Genomic DNA, 17,956 nt, shown 5'->3' on the forward strand with positions numbered 1-17,956 from the left:
TTCTAACAAACCATCGAGGTCATCCGGCTCTTCCGTCAGCAATGCTTCTTCCGGCGCTGCGTCAGGCTCTTCTTCTAACAAACCATCGAGGTCATCCGGTTCTTCCGTCAGCAATGCTTCTTCCGACGCTGCGTCAGGCTCTTCTTCTAACAAACCATCGAGGTCATCCGGTTCTTCTGTTAGCACCTCTTCTTCAATGGCCGGCTCAACAGCCTCTTCTAACAAGCTATCTATGTCATCAGGCTCTTCTGCCAGCATTTCTTCTTCAAGAACCGGCTCAGCAGCTTCTTCTAACAAGCTATCTATGTCATCCGGCTCTTCTGCCAGTACTTCTTCTTCGAGAACCGGCTCAGCAACCTCTTCTAACAAGCGATCTATGTCATCCGGCTCTTCTGCCAGCACTTCTTCTTCTTCGAGAACCGGCTCAGCAGCTTCTTCTAACAAGCTATCTATGTCATCCGGCTCTTCTGCCAGCACTTCTTCTTCGAGAACCGGCTCAACAGCCTCTTCTAACAAGCTATCTATGTCACCCGGCTCTTCTGCCAGCACTTCTTCTTCGAGAACCGGCTCAGCAACCTCTTCTAACAAGCTATCTATGTCATCCGGCTCTTCTGCCAGCACTTCTTCTTCGAGAACCGGCTCGGCAGCTTCTTCTAACAAGCTATCTATGTCATCCGGCACCTCAGCCTGCAAATCGTCTTGCGCAGCTGAATCAGAGACTTCCTCCAACAAGCTATCTATGTCATCCGGGACTTCCGCCTGCAAGTCGTCTTCTATATCAGTATCAACGGCTTCGTCTATGAGACTATCTATATCATCAACATCGAAGTCGTCCTCTGCAATATCCGGTTCATCATCCAGCGCACCATCGAGCAAGTCATCGATGTCGTCCGCACTCAGAATACCGTCATCGGTTGCTGCTCCCTCAGCCGCTGGGGACTTTGGGGGCGACTCCCCGACTTCATCGATCAGACTGTCTATGTCATCAAGATCAAAGTCTTCATCAGCCGCTGTATCCGAATTATCACCCTCTTCAAGGCTTTCTTCGGCTAACTCCTCACTTAATGCCGCAAGCGCATCATCGCTGACATCCAGGGTATCGTCATCGGCCTCATCACCGACTTCATTAAACAAGTCGTCAATATCATCAGCACTGAGTATGTCGTTGTCGCCCTGCGTGACTTCTGCGTCAACATCCAGCGTAATTTCATCACCCAAGCTATCATCAGCTTCATCAAAATTCTGTTGCAAGAAGTCATCGAGGTCATCGGTACTGGCTTCTTCATTATTAACATCAGACTCATCGTCAAACACAATGTCGTCATTGAGTAAACTGTCCAGCTCGTCCTGTTCGAGCGTGTCATTACCCTCTTCAAACCCATCGTCTTCGAGACTGTCAAAAACAATCTCGTCATCAGGCAGAATATCGTCATCCAGCTGCACACCTTCGTTTAAGGCATCTTCAGCACTGTCTTGCGGCATATCCAAATCGAGCGGATCAACCGCTGCTGTTGCTGCGGCAGCAGCTGCCGCTGGTGCAGGTGATTGTGGTAAGAACTCATCGTCTTCCTCAACTTGCTTGGCCTTGCCTTTGCGCAAACGCATGACAACCGCACCGATGATCAGTAAAGCAGGAATAGTCGCGAGTAAAGCAACAACCAACGGGTTGGCGAATAACTTAGCAATGCTGAATTCAGCTTCTGCCTGTGCCTGCATTTGCTGCTGAGCAATTATCTCATTTTGCATGTCAATCACAGCTTTCAGCTGCTGTTGAATTTCGCTGTCTCTGCCAAGCTGGTCCTGTACATTTTTAAGCTCTTCAGAAATATTGTTCAGCTTTCTCTCAAGCTCGTTATTTTCTTCAAGGATTTCCTCAACGCTACGCACAGAGGTTTTAAACTGAGTTTGCAGTTCATGGAGCCGAGAATCTTGCTCCATCTTGAGCGATTTGAGCTCATTGGTTAACGCCTCTCGCGCCTCCTCTACATCAACCTTGCGCGCCTGAGTAACACGTTTGTCAGCAGCATCTATGGTGGCCTGATCAAGCTTACCGCTTTTTTTCAGCTCCCATAGTTCATCATCCTGATCCGATTTTTGTCTTGCCAGTTGCGGATTAACACGGCGGATCTCAGCCAGTGTAGGAATTTTAAGGTAAGCACCGTCACGCATGTGGTTAAGGTTATTGTCGAGAAAAGCCTGAGGGTTTTTCTCATACAAAGCTTGCATGACCTGATAGATTGAAACCGAGTCGCTCGGGCGAATTTTATGCGCGATACGCCATAAGGTATCTGTTGACTTGATTGGGCCAACTGATCGCCCCTGAAGACCGAGATCCACTCCCTTTGGACCTTTAAGAACGGTCCCATCTTGAGTGTGAACGGGCGCTGCAATAAGGGCCATTGCTAAGATACAAATAAAGGCTAAACCGCGCATGCTGTTCCTTTGTATACTCTTCTTGCGCTGCCATGACGGCAACGCGACTACTGAATTGTGCTTAATAGGGCTTGTGCAAGCTCTGTTCCAATTGCCAACTATAAACCAGATAACAGCGAATATCCATCGCCAAAGTATTGAAAATTAACATTCTTATCATGCTTTTTGATGAGTTAGCTATGCATTATTTAAGCCGCTGAATACCCTCAAGGATAGTCGAAATACGTCAACTTGGCGGGACAGAAATCAAAAGAGGCAAATTGCTGCCGTTCAGGGACAGCCGAGGCGAAATGGGTCTGTCAGAATAAACAGACCCTGACAAAGATTATAAGTAGTGCGCAATCAACTCTTCAGCAATTTGTACGCTGTTCGTTGCGGCACCTTTGCGCGTATTATCAGATACAACCCATAGATTTAAACCATGCGGGTGAGAAATATCTGCTCTCAGACGGCCCACATAAACAGTGTCATTACCACTGGCATCACTGACCGGCGTAGGATAATCCTGTTCATCCTCAATCAGTTCAATACCCGGTGCATCATTTAATAGTTGCTTAATATGCTCCAGGTCGTAAGGCATGCGAGTTTCCAGATGAATGGCTTCGGCATGACCATAAAATACGGGCACACGAACTGCCGTAGGATTGACCATGACACTGCTGTCGCCCAGGATCTTTTGAGTTTCCCACACCATTTTCATTTCTTCTTTGGTGTAACCATTATCCTGAAACGCATCAATTTGCGGGATCACATTAAACGCGATCTGCTTGGTAAACATCTCGTTTTCTACTGGTCTGGCGTTCATCAGATTAGCCGTTTGCTTTGCCAGCTCTTCAACCGCTTCTTTACCTGCACCCGATACGGCCTGATAAGTAGACACATTGATACGGTCTATGCCATAAGCATCGTAAATCGGTTTTAATGCCACCATCATTTGAATTGTCGAGCAGTTTGGGTTGGCGATGATGTTGCGATTGCGAAAATCTGCCAGACTGGCACTGTTTACTTCAGGCACCACCAGCGGCACGTCATAGTCATATCTAAAATGTGAGGTGTTATCAATCACAACACAGCCCGCTTCCGCTGCTATCGGAGCATATTGCTCAGAGACGCTGCCACCGGCAGAAAATAAACCAATATGGGCCTGGCTAAAATCAAACTCAGCCACATCCAACACTGTGAGTGTTTCGCCGTTAAACTCTATTTCCTCACCCGCACTACGGCTACTCGCCAAAGGATACAGGTTGCCAACCGGGAACTTTCGCTCTGCCAGTGTTTCAATAATTTGCTTACCGACCAACCCGGTTACACCGAGCACCGCCACATCGTATTTCTGCGACATATTATTCCTCATTCGAATTAACTACTTTAAAACCAAGCTGCTGTAACTGCTGCCCACATTGGGGGGCATTTTGTACCGTAAGGGTATTGAACTCGCGGCGAGGCGGATAGTTTTTGCGCAACATATCAAACCCCTGACTGGCGATATTACTGCGCATCAGACCATCGTCTCGACGAATATCATAGACCAGATGCACCAGTCTGCCGAGCTCCTGTTCACTCAGCGTATGCTCTGCATAGCAAGAAGTCAGTGCCGGAATAGGTAAAAATGACTCAAGTGATTTACTCGCCTCTACCCCCAACTGATTACACAGCGCCTGATATAACATTTGTGTACCGCGTGCCTTTCCTTCTAAGGTATGGCCGGCAATATGGACCGAGGCAAACAAGGTATGTTCTAACAGCGGCATCAGAATGTCTGGCTCGTTTTCCCAGACATCCAATACCAGATCAATTGCTTGCCCCGCTTCAAGCGCATTTAACAACGCCTGATTATCAATCACATCGCCACGACTTGCATTAATGACTAACATGCCTGGTTTCAGGGCTGCAATACGCTGCGCATTGAGTAGATGACGGGTTTGATGCCCACCTGTTTTAACCAAAGGCACATGAAAAGTAACGATGTCAGCCTGTGCCAACAAGTCATCAAGTGGCATATGCTGGTCTAAGCTACCGGTCTCATGACGAAGCGGATCACACAACAACAACTCAATGCCGCTAGCAGCCAGTTTCTCACGTAAGCACTGACCAATATTACCCACCCCAACTATGCCCAGCTTTTTGCCTTGCAGATTGATCGCTTTGTGTTGTGCGTAGGCATACAATGCACTGATCACATATTCAGCAACGGCAACCGCATTACACCCAGGGGCACTGGCAAAACCAATATCACGCTCAGCCAACAAAGGTCTGTCGATATGATCAACACCTATAGTCGCAGTGCCAACAAACTTGAGCTGTGCTGCCTCTGCCAACAGCGTGCTGTTAACCTGAGTCACGGAACGTGTCAGCAGCACATCTGCATCTGCAAGCTGATGCGGACTCAGACTGCGGCCATCAAAACGTTTCACTACCCCTAGATCTGAGAAAAACTCTTCAACCAGGGGCATATTCTGATCTGCGAGGATCTTCATTTATACTTCCCAAACGATACACGGACCCCGTATTGTAACGCAGCCATCGTCCAGACAACAGGCTAACGTTTGCTGACACCAATACTGATAGCCGCAAACATCACGCAAAGTAAAAATATCACCAACACTTTAATACTGGGTTGCTCGGTCAGGTTAATCCATGGACTAACTAAAAATGCCTGCACATTGCACCAGGCTAAAAACATGGCAATGATACTGGCCCCCTGGTAACCATACATGGCGCACAAAACGCAGCTGGCAAGATTAAGAAATACAGCGGGTTGATAAAGGTGTGCTGAAAGCAGCATCGAAAAAAAGGTCGCTGACGCGACACACAATGTTCCATATTGCATGACTATTCCCTCCTAGAATCATCTCTTCAACTATAGAAGAAAACGTTAAAATTACAAATTCATTACATAAAAACAACACCAAGTTGGCTAACTCGCGTGGCAAATAAATAGCAACTAAAATAAAGATAAGATGCTATTTAGGCTTGAAATCACTGGTCCAACAAGCTAGCCTAGCCAGTGTGGTCAGACCTCTTACAAGGAATAACAACATGACACTATTATTTACACTCGCTTTAATCGCACTGGTGAGCGCTGCCTGCTACCACCGTGCGAGCTGGAACACCTGTCTGGGTGTTGCTGCGGCGACGTTGCTGATCGGCACCTTTGCCGGGGCCTTTGGCGCGTTTGCCTGGTTAATATTCTTAGCCATTGCAGTTCCTCTTTCGATGACAAACGTGCGTCAACAGTACATTGTTGCGCCTTTGTTCAAGGCGTTCAAAAAAGTGACGCCAAGCATGTCAGAAACAGAAAAATCGGCGATTGATGCCGGTACAACCTGGTGGGAAGCGGATCTATTCTGTGGTAATCCTAACTGGAATAAGTTGCACCAATATCAGGCTCCACGTCTTACTGCGGAAGAACAGGCCTTTATGGATGGCCCGGTTGAAGAAGTCTGTGCAATGCTGAATGACTGGGAAGCAACACACGAGCTAACCGACTTACCCCAAGAAGTATGGCAATATCTGAAAGACAACAAGTTCTTTGCCATGATCATCAAAAAGCAATATGGTGGTCTGGAATTTTCAGCGTACGCACAGTCTTGCGTATTACAAAAGCTGACCAGTAAGTCAACTTTGCTGTCTTCAATCGTTGGCGTACCTAATTCATTAGGTCCGGGCGAATTACTACAACACTATGGTACACAAGAACAGAAAGAACATTACCTGCCTCGTCTGGCGAAAGGTGATGAGATCCCTTGTTTTGCACTGACCTCTCCGGAAGCAGGCTCTGACGCGTCATCGATCCCGGATTTTGGTATCGTATGTAAAGGCGAATGGGAAGGTAAAGAAACCTTAGGTATCCGCCTGACCTGGAACAAGCGCTACATCACGCTTGCACCAGTCGCCACCGTGCTGGGTTTGGCGTTTAAAATGCGCGACCCGGATGGTTTGCTGGGTGATAAAAAAGAAATTGGTATTACCTGTGCGTTGATTCCAACTAACACACCGGGTGTTGAAATTGGCCGTCGTCACTTCCCATTGAACGTGCCATTCCAGAATGGTCCAACGCAAGGCGAAGACGTCTTTGTCCCTCTTGATTTTATCATTGGTGGCCCGAAAATGGCCGGCCAGGGCTGGCGTATGCTGGTTGAGTGTCTGTCAGTGGGTCGCGTGATCACCCTGCCATCTAATTCAACAGGCGGCATTAAGTCTCTGGCACTGGCCAGTGGTGCGTACAGCCGTATTCGCCGTCAGTTCAAATTGCCGATTGGTAAAATGGAAGGGGTTGAGGAAGCATTGGCTAAGCTTGGTGGCTATGCCTATAGCAGCGATGCGGCCGTGAGCATGTCAACCGGCGCTGTCGATTTAGGTGAAAAGCCGTCTGTTATTTCTGCCATTTTGAAATATCACCTGACTGAACAAATGCGTACCTCGACCATGCATGCAATGGATGTCCATGGTGGTAAAGGGATCTGCCTGGGTCCAAACAACTACCTGGGCCGTGGTTATCAGGGTGCCCCCATTGCTATCACAGTAGAAGGTGCAAACATTCTGACCCGTAACATGATCATCTACGGTCAGGGTGCTATCCGCTGCCATCCTTTTGTTTTGGCTGAGCTTAATGCCTGTACCATCAAAGATAAAGAAGAAGCCTTAAACAGCTTTGATAAAGCCTTGATGGGCCATGTAGGCTTCACCATTTCTAACCTGGTGCGCACTAAATGGCTGGCACTGACTGGAGGTCGCTTCAGCAAAGTACCATTTAACGATGAAACAGCAGATTACTACCGTGCTGCTGCCCGCTTCAGTGCGTCACTGGCACTCATGTCCGACATCTGCATGGCAGTGTTTGGTGGGTCTTTAAAACGTAAAGAACGCATTTCTGCACGCCTTGGCGACTTACTGAGTTACCTGTACCTGGTTTCTGCGACGCTGAAACGTTATAATGACGAAGGTCGTCGCAAAGAAGATTTACCGTATGTTCAGTGGGCCTGTCAGGAACATTTGTACCTGTGTCAGCGTGCACTGGCAGATCTGATCAACAACATGCCGTCAATGGCGTTACGGGGTCTGCTTAAACTCATCTTATTCCCATTCGGTCGCCCGGTTCGCAAACCAACAGATCAGATGGAGCATAAACTGGCGCAGCTACTGCAAACACCAAGTGCAGCCCGTGACCGTCTTGCCTCGCATATCTATCTGCGTGATGAGCCGCTTAACCTGATCGGTAAACAAGAGCAAACACTGAAAGACATTCTGGAAGTGGAACCGCTATTCGACAAAGTATGTCGTGCCAAAGGCGAAAAGCTGCCATTTATGCGCCTGGATAAAGTGGCTGAAATGGGTCGTGAATGTGGTGCGCTTAACAACGACGAAGCCGATAAACTGGCCGCCGTTGAAGCGAAGCGGCTCGAGGTTATCAATGTGGATGACTTTGACCCCGCGGACCTGCTGGCTGGCAAAGCCAGAGTGGTTGCAAAAGATGCGGACGCCGCATAACTTGTCTCTAACCTAAAGGCCAGCCATGCTGGCCTTTTTTGTACCTGGTATTTTATCTGCGCTAAATAAATAACACTTTGAACATCATCAGTGCCACGCTAATGCAGCCCCACACAACCGCTAATCGCCGAGGATGATAAGTAACTGTCCACACCAACAATGGCGTGCTCACTAACACCGCCAAATTAAACAGCTCACCATTGAGCAACACAATAGCACCGAGCCAGCTTGCAAAGCACAAGCCGTAAATCAATAACGACTGACTGCGTACAAGTTGAGGGTACATGTCAAGGCTGCGCCAAAACTGCCTGCGCCCCGTTACGTGTTTATCGGTATCCAGATACAAACTACTCCACCACAACTGATTAATCAGCAAGATCACTAACGTATAGTAATGCAGCAAATCGGGGCGCTCTTTGGCCATAATCAACCCTGCCCACAATGTGATCAATGATGCGCCGGCACGCCACACAATCATCCAGGGAGACGTCTTGATGACGTAATACCAAAAACTAGCAGGGGTCAGCGAGGGCTGCGGCAAAGCAAGCTTTATTTCAGGCCTGAACCAGTCCAATGCCAACCACAGTGTGATGACAGCCAGATATATTGGCAGACTAGGCACCAGCCACACGGCAGTAAAGGCAACCAGCAAGGAACTCACTAAAGCCTGAGGACGGTAAAGCAAAATTAATGCAAAACACCACTGCAAGAGCATAAATGCAGGCAACTGTGGTGCCTGCCAGAGCTTGTCAAAGCCAATACTCACAGCCAGGATCAGCGCAGCAACAAAGAGCACATGACACCCCAATAAGAGTATCCAGTCTGCGGCAACTTGGTGTAGCCGCCCGCGCAGCAATGTGCGGTGATAAGCGCGATGTGCTGAATCCGTGATTGCAGGTTTAAGCGCCTGTAACAGCAAGCTCTGTAGCAGCAAAAAGCCAAATGCCACTTTGATGGCAAGGTGATGCGAATCAAACGAGACCAGCTTTCCCAAACCATAAAACACCCCAATGATCAGCTGGGGAATAAAAATAAAAAATAAGGTTATCAACATCATCGAGAACTGTTGCAATTGCTTCATCAACACAGCCAGCTGAACGCGACATGCCCGATAACGATACTGATAATAATGTAACATTTGCACCTCACCGAAACAGTGGCTGTGTCACAAAGCCAATTTCCATAAAGGGCTGAGGTTCATGGCAGCTGATGATCACTTGGGCCGGGTGATGTTTCAGCCAGCCTAACAACACATCCAGGCTGGCGTGATCCAGTGCCGCACTTGGCTCATCCAACACCAGATAAGGCGTATTACGCATCATGGCGTTTATGAGCTGACACTTTTTCTGATTGCCGGATGATAACGCACCGTAACGAGTATCCAGAAATGGCTCAAAGGCCAGTTGGTGTATCATCAGTTCAGGCCAGGGACACGCCCAGCTCTTTACCGTCAATTGCAGTAACTGCCTGGCTGTCAAAAACTCGGGAAAGGGAATGGACTCGCTGGCAAGCGCCGCCACTCTCTGGGCAGCAGGCTGGGGTTGGCCGTCAAATAGCACTTCGCCATGAAAGGCGTCGTCCAGACCTGAAATGATCCTGAATAAGGTGCTTTTCCCCAGTCCGTTTGGCGCTTCGAGACAGAGCTTTTGCTCTGCCAGTACGGTACTATAGTCAGAGAAAACCGGGTCGTGCAGATACACTTTGGTAAGGTGTTTTATTTCTATCATACAGGTCCTTGTTCATTGCCTGTTCCGATATTAACAAAACACCCTGGCGCCGCATATGCGCCCGTCGTTACAAAGTATGTCGGTTAAAAGCGCGCCCAGCATACTCAGAGATAAAAGTTTCGATAGCGCCGCGCTTTTGCATCGTCACGAAGACCTGCTTACCATCTTTCCCACCAAAAGCAATATTGGTCGGATACTGGCCCTTGAGTGCAACCTTGCGCAGCAACTTGCCCTGAGCAGAGAGTATCACTACTTCGCCTGCGCCATAGCGTGCAACATACAGATTACCGGCTTCATCACAACGCATGCCGTCCAGGCCATGATCCTCAAACTCATAAAACAGCTCAGGCTTACCTATCATGCCCTGCTCGTCGAGCGAAAAAGCCCAGATCCGGCGCTGCACACTCTCATTGACATACAAAGTACGATTATCCGGACTGACTTCGATACCATTTGTGGTACCCATATTGGCGCGCAGCAACTGAGTCTGTCCATCGGGTGAGATGCGCCAGAGCTGCCCCTGACCATTTTGCCAGTCCGGGTCACTGGCGAAGAGCACGCCATTATCACTGATCGCCAAATCATTAGGCTGGTGCATTTTCGGATTATGGGCCAGCACAGAAACCGACTTATCGGGAGCCACTTTCAGGACATTGTGACCTGTGTAGTCAGCGATATACATATTGTCCCGGGCGTCAAAACGGATCCCATTGCCCGTGCTCCCTTCTGGTAAGGTCAGGTATAAGTTCGCCTCGTCGCGTCCGCTCACCTGGCCGACAGTGCCCTGTTGCGCAAAATTAACAGCAAAGAGTACCCCATTACGATTAACTGCTGGACCCTCTACCCCCTCGGTAAATACCCCATCCGCAACCCAGTCCTGTGACTGATATAACGCAGGTCCCGATTGAGAAGAAACACAGGCAGCAAGCAGGCTCAATGTCGCACCCAGGATAAAAACATGTCTTATTGGCATAGCTTTGTCCCTAAATATAAAAGTCTGAGTATGCGGTTTCGCCCACGGGCTGTGAATTGAGAAATATTCACGCAGAACTAAGGGCAGAGTGCCCCTCAGAACTTATAGCGCACTTTTAACAATACCGAATCCTGCATTGGGGCTTGCCAGAGCTGCTTTGCACTCTCCAGCCAGGCCTCTGAGCCAATCTGGCTGCGGGGCAACCTGTCGCCTGTCGCAGCGCCACGACGATAAACCAGAAACAAATCTGACAGTGCGCCCATCCGGTAACGGAGTTTAAACTGACTGGACAAGCGGCGATCTTCAAAGCTGGTGTCTACCCCATTTAATAACTGTCGCTGGTGGTCCTGTAGCGCAAAAACCTGCTCACTGCGCGCTTCCAGTATCGCCCACTCTAGGGTTGAGGAGAACTCCAACTTATCCGTTATCAAGCCACTAACCTGAATTTTATTGACGAAAAAATCCCGTTCATACTGTGTGACCTGATCTGTGTCGCTTGCCACCAGCCAGCCATCTCCGGTGCGATAAAAGTTATTAAACTTAAGCGTCCAGTTTGGATGTGGCAACCAGGTCAAATCAACGGCATACTGTTGCGCACTCCCCTCAAACCCTTCCTGATCATATTCAAAGCTGGCAGCCCATGAGAATTTACCTATGTAGGGACTGATATACATGACTCGGGTTTCCCAATTAGCCGGTACTTCGAATGCCTGGCTCTGGCGACCTATGTTGTCCTGCCAGCCACCATTGATCCGGTCAATATGAAAGTCAACCTGACCCCCATTTGTCAGCAACCATTGACTGAGATAAGCCTGTCGGGCCGGTAATTTCAAACCCTCACTATCGGCTTCATAACGAACAGTAAGTGAGTGCTTAATACGAGCTAACCAATGACTCTGAGTATTGATTGCATGACTCAACTTCGCCTCACTATACTGCCAATTGTTCCGCTGAGAATAACCTAAATCACTGTTATTAAATCCTTTATTTAGCTTAAGGTAACGTCCTTCCAGACTCGTATTTGGCGAGAACTGATATCCCAGCTGCATCGAGGCCCCATTGCCCGTTTGTTCGCTCATTTGTTCAACCTGGCTTGCCAGTAACGCCCCCTGAAACGACCAGGTTGCACTTTGATATTGGCTGTCCCAGGCCATGGTCAATGCGTTGCGATCCAGCCAGGGTCGATCGGTATAAGTGGCCAGTAATCCTGACTGCCAGTGCTTCTGGCGATATTTAGCCCGGGCGGCATAAAAGCGCTTACCGGCATCACTGTCTAAGTCCTTTTCTTTTACTGCAAACGCCCCCACTTGCAACGTCTCGCCCTGATGCACAAACCGGGTAGCCAGATCTATGGGTGTAATAAACTCACTGCCATCATCGCTGCCCGCACCAATTCGACGGGTGTGGATAAGCTTAGTATCCTGCAATGCCTGCACATTGAATACGGCAATGTCCTGGGTGAAGAAAGGCCGCTTGTCACTGCGGAGTGTTTCAACCGCACTGTAGTTGATATCCACTTCATCACTGTCCACCTGGCCAAAATCCGGATTCACCGCCACCGACAATTTCTGATGATGATTGGGCTTGTAAAACAAATCGAAACCCACGTCACTGTCGCTGTTATCCGTGGCCTGGTCGGCAAAATGTTGCTGATGACTAAAATAGGGCACAAAACTTAACTGACTATGGCTGGGGATCGCCGATGCCAGCTTAGGCATGGCAAGGAAAAAATCGCTATTACTGGTCGTTTGTTTTTGATTTGCATAGATATAATTTTTACTGAGGTCATAAAGCTGAATAGATACACCGATTTCTCCTTGCTCACTGTCCGCATTATGTGCCGGATTATAAAACGACACTGTATGCCAGGGGATGAACACCTCTGTGGACCAGTGATCTTCCGCTTCAAATGTAGCCGACTGCCAGTCTCCATCCCAATCACTGTCCTTAGTCAGCTGTGGCGTAAGCACCGCGTCCTGGGTACCCCCGCCCAGTGTAACGGCAAACTCATACGCGCCACTGCCATCACCGGCAAAATCCACAACAATCCGGTTAAACTCAGCCTGCATAAAGGCATCCTGAATATTAAACTGCTTCTGCCGACTTGCCTCATCCTGATAATTAATAATACCTATGTAAACACCCGATTGGTCGCTCAATACACGGGCATGCACCTTATCAGTATGCTCAGTTAAGGTTGCCGGAACCACCTGGTAAAACCGATTAAATTGTCGGCCGGTTTGCCACAATGCTTCGTCCAGACGACCATCAAGCTTGATGTGCGTGTTGTGTGTTTGATTTGCCCATAGCGCCTGACTGCTCAATGCCCCACTGATGCATAAGGCGAGATAATACTGCTTCATATGACTGCTCCCGATATGAGTGACTGCACTCATTACAACAGAAAAGCGCAACAGAAAAGCTGAAAGTTTCCTGAAGAAGCGTGATCAAGCTCTGATGATTATTGACTTTGTTCTGAACTAGGTTAGTTTCTGCTAATAATACGTGACCGGCTTAAGCTAACAGCTGCTGAGTTTTAAAAATAACAATGAATGCAATGAAAAAAAGCCAGAGCCCAGAACCCGATTACAGCACCGATAAAGACTGCAGGCATGGAATCATCAACGAAGGACCAAATATGGAAACATCCACACGCGCTCAACATTATCACTTCCTGTCCTGGCAGTTTGATGCCAGCAAGGATGAATTGCGCGCGCCTGACAGCCAGGTGGCGATAAAATTAGAACCTCAGGTTGCCAGGCTGCTAGAGCTGTTTGTCTGCGCACCGGATCAGGTGTTGTCACGCTCGACGCTGAATGAGGCATTGTGGCCAGACACCATTGTCGAATCTAACAGCCTGTATCAGTTGCTGACTAAATTACGCCGGGTGCTGAATGACAGCGCCAGGCAACCCCGTTTTATCAAAACGGTGCCCAAACGTGGGTACGTGTTTATTGCGCCGGTAGAACGACATCAGCCGACCTCTCAACTGAACGTGCATACTGATACTGAGATCCAGCGCGCCGCCGGGAGCAATCCTCATATCAGATTCAAAAAGCGCGCATTGATGGCGGCAATACCAGTCGTCACCGCGTGCTTCAGTGCCATAGCCTACTTTTCCACAGTACCTGAGCCAATCACGCTCCCCCAGTATGAAGTCGAGGATATAACCTATGAACTGGGACTGGAATTTGATGTTGCAGCCCACACCACGTTGCCGCTATTGGCCTATGTTGACGATTTTAAAACCCTGGTCATCTCAGATAAACAAGGCAATGTCACTCAGCGCCTGCATTTTGACGACCGGGTCGCCAAACCAGCCTGGCACCCCACTAAAGGCTGGCTGGCATTTTGGCAATATCAGGGAGATGGCTGTACCCTATTGATTGTCAATGCGAATGGGCAACAACTAAATCAGTCGCAGGCCATCCCCTGTTATCATATTCAGGCACCAAGCTGGCAATCAGACACCCTGCTTATTGCCACGGTACGCACCCAAGCAGGGACACTTCCTTATCAGTATAATATTGATAGTAATAAATATATTTCTATTCCACTCAAGCTGAACGACGATGAAAAGCTCATCACAACACTACGAGGCTGGGACAACCAGACCTACTACCTGATCAAAGATGCCAGTCAACACAGCCGCCTGGTTACCCTCGATGGTAAAGTTCAGATGCGCTGGTCTTACCCTGTCTGGTTGATTGCCTACGATCCTAAGCATCACAGCATGATCACCAATGACAACAGCAAGCACCATAATCTGATTGCGACCACCCGCGATGGACATGAATACCCGGTTATTGCCACGCCGCAGGGGATCTTCAGTAGTCTGAGTGTTGACGACGAGGGCAACATTTTTAGTGCCGCAGAAAGCTGGCAGGTTAATATTCGTGACAAAGACAATCTGCCAATTTTCTCGAGCTCAAGCCATGACTATCTGCCGGTTACCAATAGCCTCGGCGAAACCGCCTTTATGTCACGCCGCACTGGCGCCTGCGAGATTTATCTGCACAGTCATGATCGGGTTATTCAGCTCACGCATCACAAAGGCAGTGACTACGTGAACTTTGTCACCTGGAGCCCTGACAACGCTTACATCCTTGCCAATCGCGAAACACGATTATTACTGCTCGACCGCACCGGTGTGCAGAAAACCTTTACGCCTCAGCTGTCACTGCCTCTCAGACACTTTGGCTGGTTAGATACCGATACCCTGTGGGCCACAGATGGTCATGAGGTCGTTATTTACACCAAAAGCGGGCAATTCAAACACCGTGTTGCTATCGCATCTGACCTGATACTGTACGACTATCAAACCCAAAACTGGCTGATTTTTAAAGACTCGATGATTTATCGCACAGCAGATCTGGCGGGCACGTTTGAAGATGAAATGCCGCTCACTACGCTTAAGCCCCAGGCTTATCATCAGGTGACAAACCCCAGGCTAAGAGATGGCTTCCTGTACTGGCAAAGTGCCTGGTCTAAGACCGATCATATCTGGCGCCTGGCGCTTGATGGCAAAACCCAGCCAGAACTCCTGAAAACGCAAAACCTGTTATGGCACTACGACATCGCAGCGGATGGCACTTTACTGATTGCCAAAATGGAATCTGTCGAAGGGGACATCAAACGTCTGAGCCAAAAACCCGACCCAAATTAGCACCCACAGCTCAATTCTCCAGAGGAATGAACTCACCCTTGATAAGCCGTTGCCACTGACGTTCAACCTCGCCTGACGCTTTGAGCTTTTTCAGGCTGGCATTAAAACGCTCGCGCAGCGCACTGCTGCTCGCAATAGATTTAGGAAACAGTACGTGTGCCCGGTAGTTTAAAAAAGGCTTAGGGTGCGCTTGTATCTGGTCTTTCGGCATGGATGGAAAGTGTTCTGCCAGTAGGCTTTGCATCGCCGTATCACTGAGCAAAATCAAATCAACGCGATCATTTAGCAGCATGTTCAGGTTAAGTCGGTCATTACTGACCATAATCACATCCAGCTCCCCCTTTTGCATCGCCTGATGAAACTCTGGTACATATTCGTATCCTAAAATCGCGCCTATCCGATAGGACTTCAGATCGTCAATGCTGTGCCATTGCGGCAACGGCGTCTCAGCCCTGAAATAGAGTAACAGCTGGCCACGATAGAGCTCATCGCTACAATAAAAGTGTTGTTGATATTCACGCTCGCAAACCCAGTAAGACGCCATGTCATACTTACCTTGCTGCGCAGCCTGAAAACTGCGCTTCCAGGGCAAATAAACAAACTCGGCGCTCAGCCCCGCCTCTGCAAGTACCTGACGTATGAGGTGATTGACAAAGCCATCGTCAACAAGCTTGCTGCCGGTAAACGGTGGATATTCCCCAGTTGCAATGCGAATGGACTCACTTGCCCATGCAAAACTACAACCAACCAGCATTAATAAAACCAGGGTCCAGTGCATGTTGCTTCACGACAATAAACTAAGCCTTGCTGATACTATAGATGTACCTGACTGATCGCGCTATGTAGCTTGTCAGACTGAAACAACAAAGCACAAGGGCTTTTAACAGCGCCTAGACTGATTGTCTAAAATGTGTGAGGTGCAAGCACAAAAAAAGTGAGTGTGCTTTTAAACTCAAGCTCAGGAGACAGCTTTATGTGATATAAACCAACATAAAACAATGAACTATTAATGACATAGACTGTTGTTATAAGTCCTTATCTTGGCGCTTCTTAGCGAATTGCCAACCATATAAACAAGCAATCAGCATGCTAATGGCGCTAAACAACGAGCTGACTTCTCTTTGCAGTATGGAAACGAAAACCAGCAAAATTGAGCATATTCCGAAAAAAACACAACACATTTTAAGGCCATGATTGCTTAATAAACCTCCCCCTTTACGAGGTTTATTAAAAACCAATCGATAACCTAGTTTGCCAAACCACCAAGAGCACAAGGCCAACGCAAGTGAGCCTAAAACAGCAATAGAACCAAACACAGAATTCGCGAAAACCACACCAATCAAAGCTGCAAAAACGAGCGCAATGAAAAGAAGTGTTAAACCGACACAGACCTCTATACCTCTGCCTGATGATTGCTCATAAAAGTTCATGTGATTCCAAGGACATAACACCAGGCTAAATTGAGACACCAAGTGGAACTGAGCCTGGATTCAATCGCCTCTCTTAATTACTTTGCCCGGTGGCTTTTTGAGAAAACCACACAAGCACGAACAAGTTCATAGAATAAAACGATAGCCGTAAATATTAAACAATGATCTGCGGTTGAAACATAAGAATCACCACAATCCCCGTTATATGCAGTTCTGGTGTAAACGAGTGAAGCAACTATCAGTGCAATAGTGACTACTGAAATATAAGCCTTGTTCCTAGTTCTGCATAATCGAACAAAGCTGGCGACAGTAACCAGAATAAGTGCAGTAATTGCGTAAGGATCGGCATGCGCAAAACTTCGCTCATAGGCACTTCCATCAAAACAAGCGATTGATGAAAAGGGAAAAAAGCACAAAAAAATAGCGGCGAATTTAATCGTTTTCACTGTCGCTTAGTGACCTGTAGTTATGTTAAGGGGAAAGAAAAGCACTACCAAAGCTGTCACGCTCACCTCAGTTGCCAAAAACAACGCACGGTAAAGACGCCACGCATTACAACCTCTTATCAGTCATTTGCTGTCGTTCTTTTGCCCACAGTTTATCAGACCTAAATGCGTACATAAAAACGGGATAAGATATAAACAAAAGTAAGCCGAATGTCCCCAGAGAAAACACCAGCTGAATTAAACTAAAGTGATTAATTGTAAATGCAACTCCCCACAAAACAACCAAACTACCCGGAACTAAAATCGTAAGTACGAAGATTAGGATAGCTATCGCTTTGCTTCCAATTGCAACCCCGTAAGCATAACCATACATAGGTATCAGTATTGAACAGTACAATATGAGCGATACAAAAGTGTTGAGATCTATATGCTCTTTAAATGGTAAGCCAATAAACTCAAGTGCAGTGATGAAAGCTGAAAAGCCAAATAGTATTTTCCACTTTTTCACAACTATCCCCTTAATACATTACGCCTCAATCAACGGCAAAAAGTAGCGGGCAAAACTTTAATCAAGCGCCACCTGTAACCGCATTCTTCACAAAGTTCCAGTTTGGCAATAACATCTTTAATCTTTATCACCGCCCCCATATATTCAGCCTTAGCTGCCAGCGAATCAAAGTCACATTTTGCGTCCAGTTCTTTCTGTTGATTTTTAATACTTTAATTGCTGGATTCATCAAGGCACTCAATACAGGCAACAACCAAATATCCCTCAAATCATAAGGGCATAA

The 17,956-nt window shown here is 47.8% G+C and carries 13 protein-coding genes; 2 read left to right on the forward strand and 11 right to left on the reverse strand.

Features of this window, described 5'->3' with window-relative positions; all coding sequences use genetic code 11:
- From MHN31_RS20360 to MHN31_RS20375, 4 genes are all read right to left on the reverse strand, one after another.
- Window positions 1-2,433 (reverse strand): FimV/HubP family polar landmark protein (locus tag MHN31_RS20360; protein WP_275446870.1); only part of this gene is annotated, 2,433 nt, incomplete at its 3' end.
- A 325-nt stretch (window positions 2,434-2,758) separates the two neighbouring features.
- A complete protein-coding gene (locus tag MHN31_RS20365) occupies window positions 2,759-3,775 on the reverse strand; it encodes an aspartate-semialdehyde dehydrogenase (protein ID WP_239445178.1) in 1,017 nt (338 codons plus the stop codon).
- A gap of 1 nt (window position 3,776) precedes the next feature.
- Complete coding sequence (locus tag MHN31_RS20370) at window positions 3,777-4,910, reverse strand: 4-phosphoerythronate dehydrogenase (RefSeq protein WP_239445179.1); 1,134 nt, start codon at window positions 4,908-4,910, stop codon at window positions 3,777-3,779.
- Window positions 4,911-4,972: 62 nt separating this feature from the next.
- Window positions 4,973-5,263: a DUF6419 family natural product biosynthesis protein gene (locus MHN31_RS20375; protein WP_125563472.1), complete on the reverse strand. Its 291-nt coding sequence runs from the start codon at window positions 5,261-5,263 to the stop codon at window positions 4,973-4,975.
- A 209-nt stretch (window positions 5,264-5,472) separates the two neighbouring features.
- Here MHN31_RS20375 and fadE point away from each other — a divergent pair, with 209 nt between their 5' ends.
- Entirely contained in the window at window positions 5,473-7,923 is a 2,451-nt protein-coding gene (gene fadE, locus MHN31_RS20380; RefSeq protein ID WP_125563474.1) for an acyl-CoA dehydrogenase FadE, read from the forward strand.
- 61 nt (window positions 7,924-7,984) lie between these two features.
- Here fadE and MHN31_RS20385 read toward each other — a convergent pair whose 3' ends face one another.
- From MHN31_RS20385 to MHN31_RS20400, 4 genes are all read right to left on the reverse strand, one after another.
- Window positions 7,985-9,061: a DUF6136 family protein gene (locus tag MHN31_RS20385; protein WP_239445180.1), complete on the reverse strand. Its 1,077-nt coding sequence runs from the start codon at window positions 9,059-9,061 to the stop codon at window positions 7,985-7,987.
- Window positions 9,062-9,068: 7 nt separating this feature from the next.
- Complete coding sequence (locus tag MHN31_RS20390) at window positions 9,069-9,650, reverse strand: ATP-binding cassette domain-containing protein (protein WP_239445181.1); 582 nt, start codon at window positions 9,648-9,650, stop codon at window positions 9,069-9,071.
- Window positions 9,651-9,717: 67 nt separating this feature from the next.
- Entirely contained in the window at window positions 9,718-10,623 is a 906-nt protein-coding gene (locus tag MHN31_RS20395) for an SMP-30/gluconolactonase/LRE family protein (RefSeq protein WP_082225463.1), read from the reverse strand.
- Between the two features lie 95 nt (window positions 10,624-10,718).
- Window positions 10,719-12,986 (reverse strand): DUF5916 domain-containing protein, encoded by a 2,268-nt coding sequence (locus MHN31_RS20400; protein ID WP_239445182.1) that lies wholly within the window; start codon window positions 12,984-12,986, stop codon window positions 10,719-10,721.
- 275 nt (window positions 12,987-13,261) lie between these two features.
- Here MHN31_RS20400 and MHN31_RS20405 point away from each other — a divergent pair, with 275 nt between their 5' ends.
- On the forward strand, window positions 13,262-15,289 hold the full coding sequence (locus MHN31_RS20405) for a winged helix-turn-helix domain-containing protein (RefSeq protein WP_239445183.1): 2,028 nt from the start codon (window positions 13,262-13,264) through the stop codon (window positions 15,287-15,289).
- 10 nt (window positions 15,290-15,299) lie between these two features.
- Here the strand turns inward: MHN31_RS20405 and MHN31_RS20410 are convergent, their stop codons facing one another.
- The 3 genes from MHN31_RS20410 to MHN31_RS20420 form a co-directional block, all read right to left on the reverse strand.
- Window positions 15,300-16,067, reverse strand: a complete 768-nt coding sequence (locus tag MHN31_RS20410) for a transporter substrate-binding domain-containing protein (RefSeq protein WP_239445184.1) — start codon at window positions 16,065-16,067, stop codon at window positions 15,300-15,302.
- Between the two features lie 247 nt (window positions 16,068-16,314).
- Window positions 16,315-16,719, reverse strand: coding sequence for a hypothetical protein (locus MHN31_RS20415; protein WP_239445185.1), 405 nt, complete (start codon window positions 16,717-16,719; stop codon window positions 16,315-16,317).
- Window positions 16,720-17,271: 552 nt separating this feature from the next.
- The gene (locus MHN31_RS20420) at window positions 17,272-17,673 is read right to left on the reverse strand and encodes a hypothetical protein (protein ID WP_239445186.1); all 402 of its coding nucleotides are present in this window, start codon (window positions 17,671-17,673) and stop codon (window positions 17,272-17,274) included.
- Window positions 17,674-17,956: the final 283 nt, after the last annotated feature.

The sequence above is a fragment of the Pseudoalteromonas sp. McH1-42 genome (genome assembly GCF_022347845.1).
GTDB classification, from domain to species: Bacteria; Pseudomonadota; Gammaproteobacteria; order Enterobacterales; family Alteromonadaceae; genus Pseudoalteromonas; species Pseudoalteromonas rubra_D.

Bases quoted from the DNA above. Each gene is read 5' to 3' on its own strand.
- MHN31_RS20365 (WP_239445178.1), bottom strand. From the start codon at position 3,775: ATGTCGCAGAAATACGATGTGGCGGTGCTCGGTGTAACCGGGTTGGTC.
- MHN31_RS20370 (WP_239445179.1), bottom strand. From the start codon at position 4,910: ATGAAGATCCTCGCAGATCAGAATATGCCCCTGGTTGAAGAGTTTTTC.
- MHN31_RS20375 (WP_125563472.1), bottom strand. From the start codon at position 5,263: ATGCAATATGGAACATTGTGTGTCGCGTCAGCGACCTTTTTTTCGATG.
- fadE (WP_125563474.1), top strand. From the start codon at position 5,473: ATGACACTATTATTTACACTCGCTTTAATCGCACTGGTGAGCGCTGCC.
- MHN31_RS20385 (WP_239445180.1), bottom strand. From the start codon at position 9,061: ATGTTACATTATTATCAGTATCGTTATCGGGCATGTCGCGTTCAGCTG.
- MHN31_RS20390 (WP_239445181.1), bottom strand. From the start codon at position 9,650: ATGATAGAAATAAAACACCTTACCAAAGTGTATCTGCACGACCCGGTT.
- MHN31_RS20395 (WP_082225463.1), bottom strand. From the start codon at position 10,623: ATGCCAATAAGACATGTTTTTATCCTGGGTGCGACATTGAGCCTGCTT.
- MHN31_RS20400 (WP_239445182.1), bottom strand. From the start codon at position 12,986: ATGAAGCAGTATTATCTCGCCTTATGCATCAGTGGGGCATTGAGCAGT.
- MHN31_RS20405 (WP_239445183.1), top strand. From the start codon at position 13,262: ATGGAAACATCCACACGCGCTCAACATTATCACTTCCTGTCCTGGCAG.
- MHN31_RS20410 (WP_239445184.1), bottom strand. From the start codon at position 16,067: ATGCACTGGACCCTGGTTTTATTAATGCTGGTTGGTTGTAGTTTTGCA.
- MHN31_RS20415 (WP_239445185.1), bottom strand. From the start codon at position 16,719: ATGAACTTTTATGAGCAATCATCAGGCAGAGGTATAGAGGTCTGTGTC.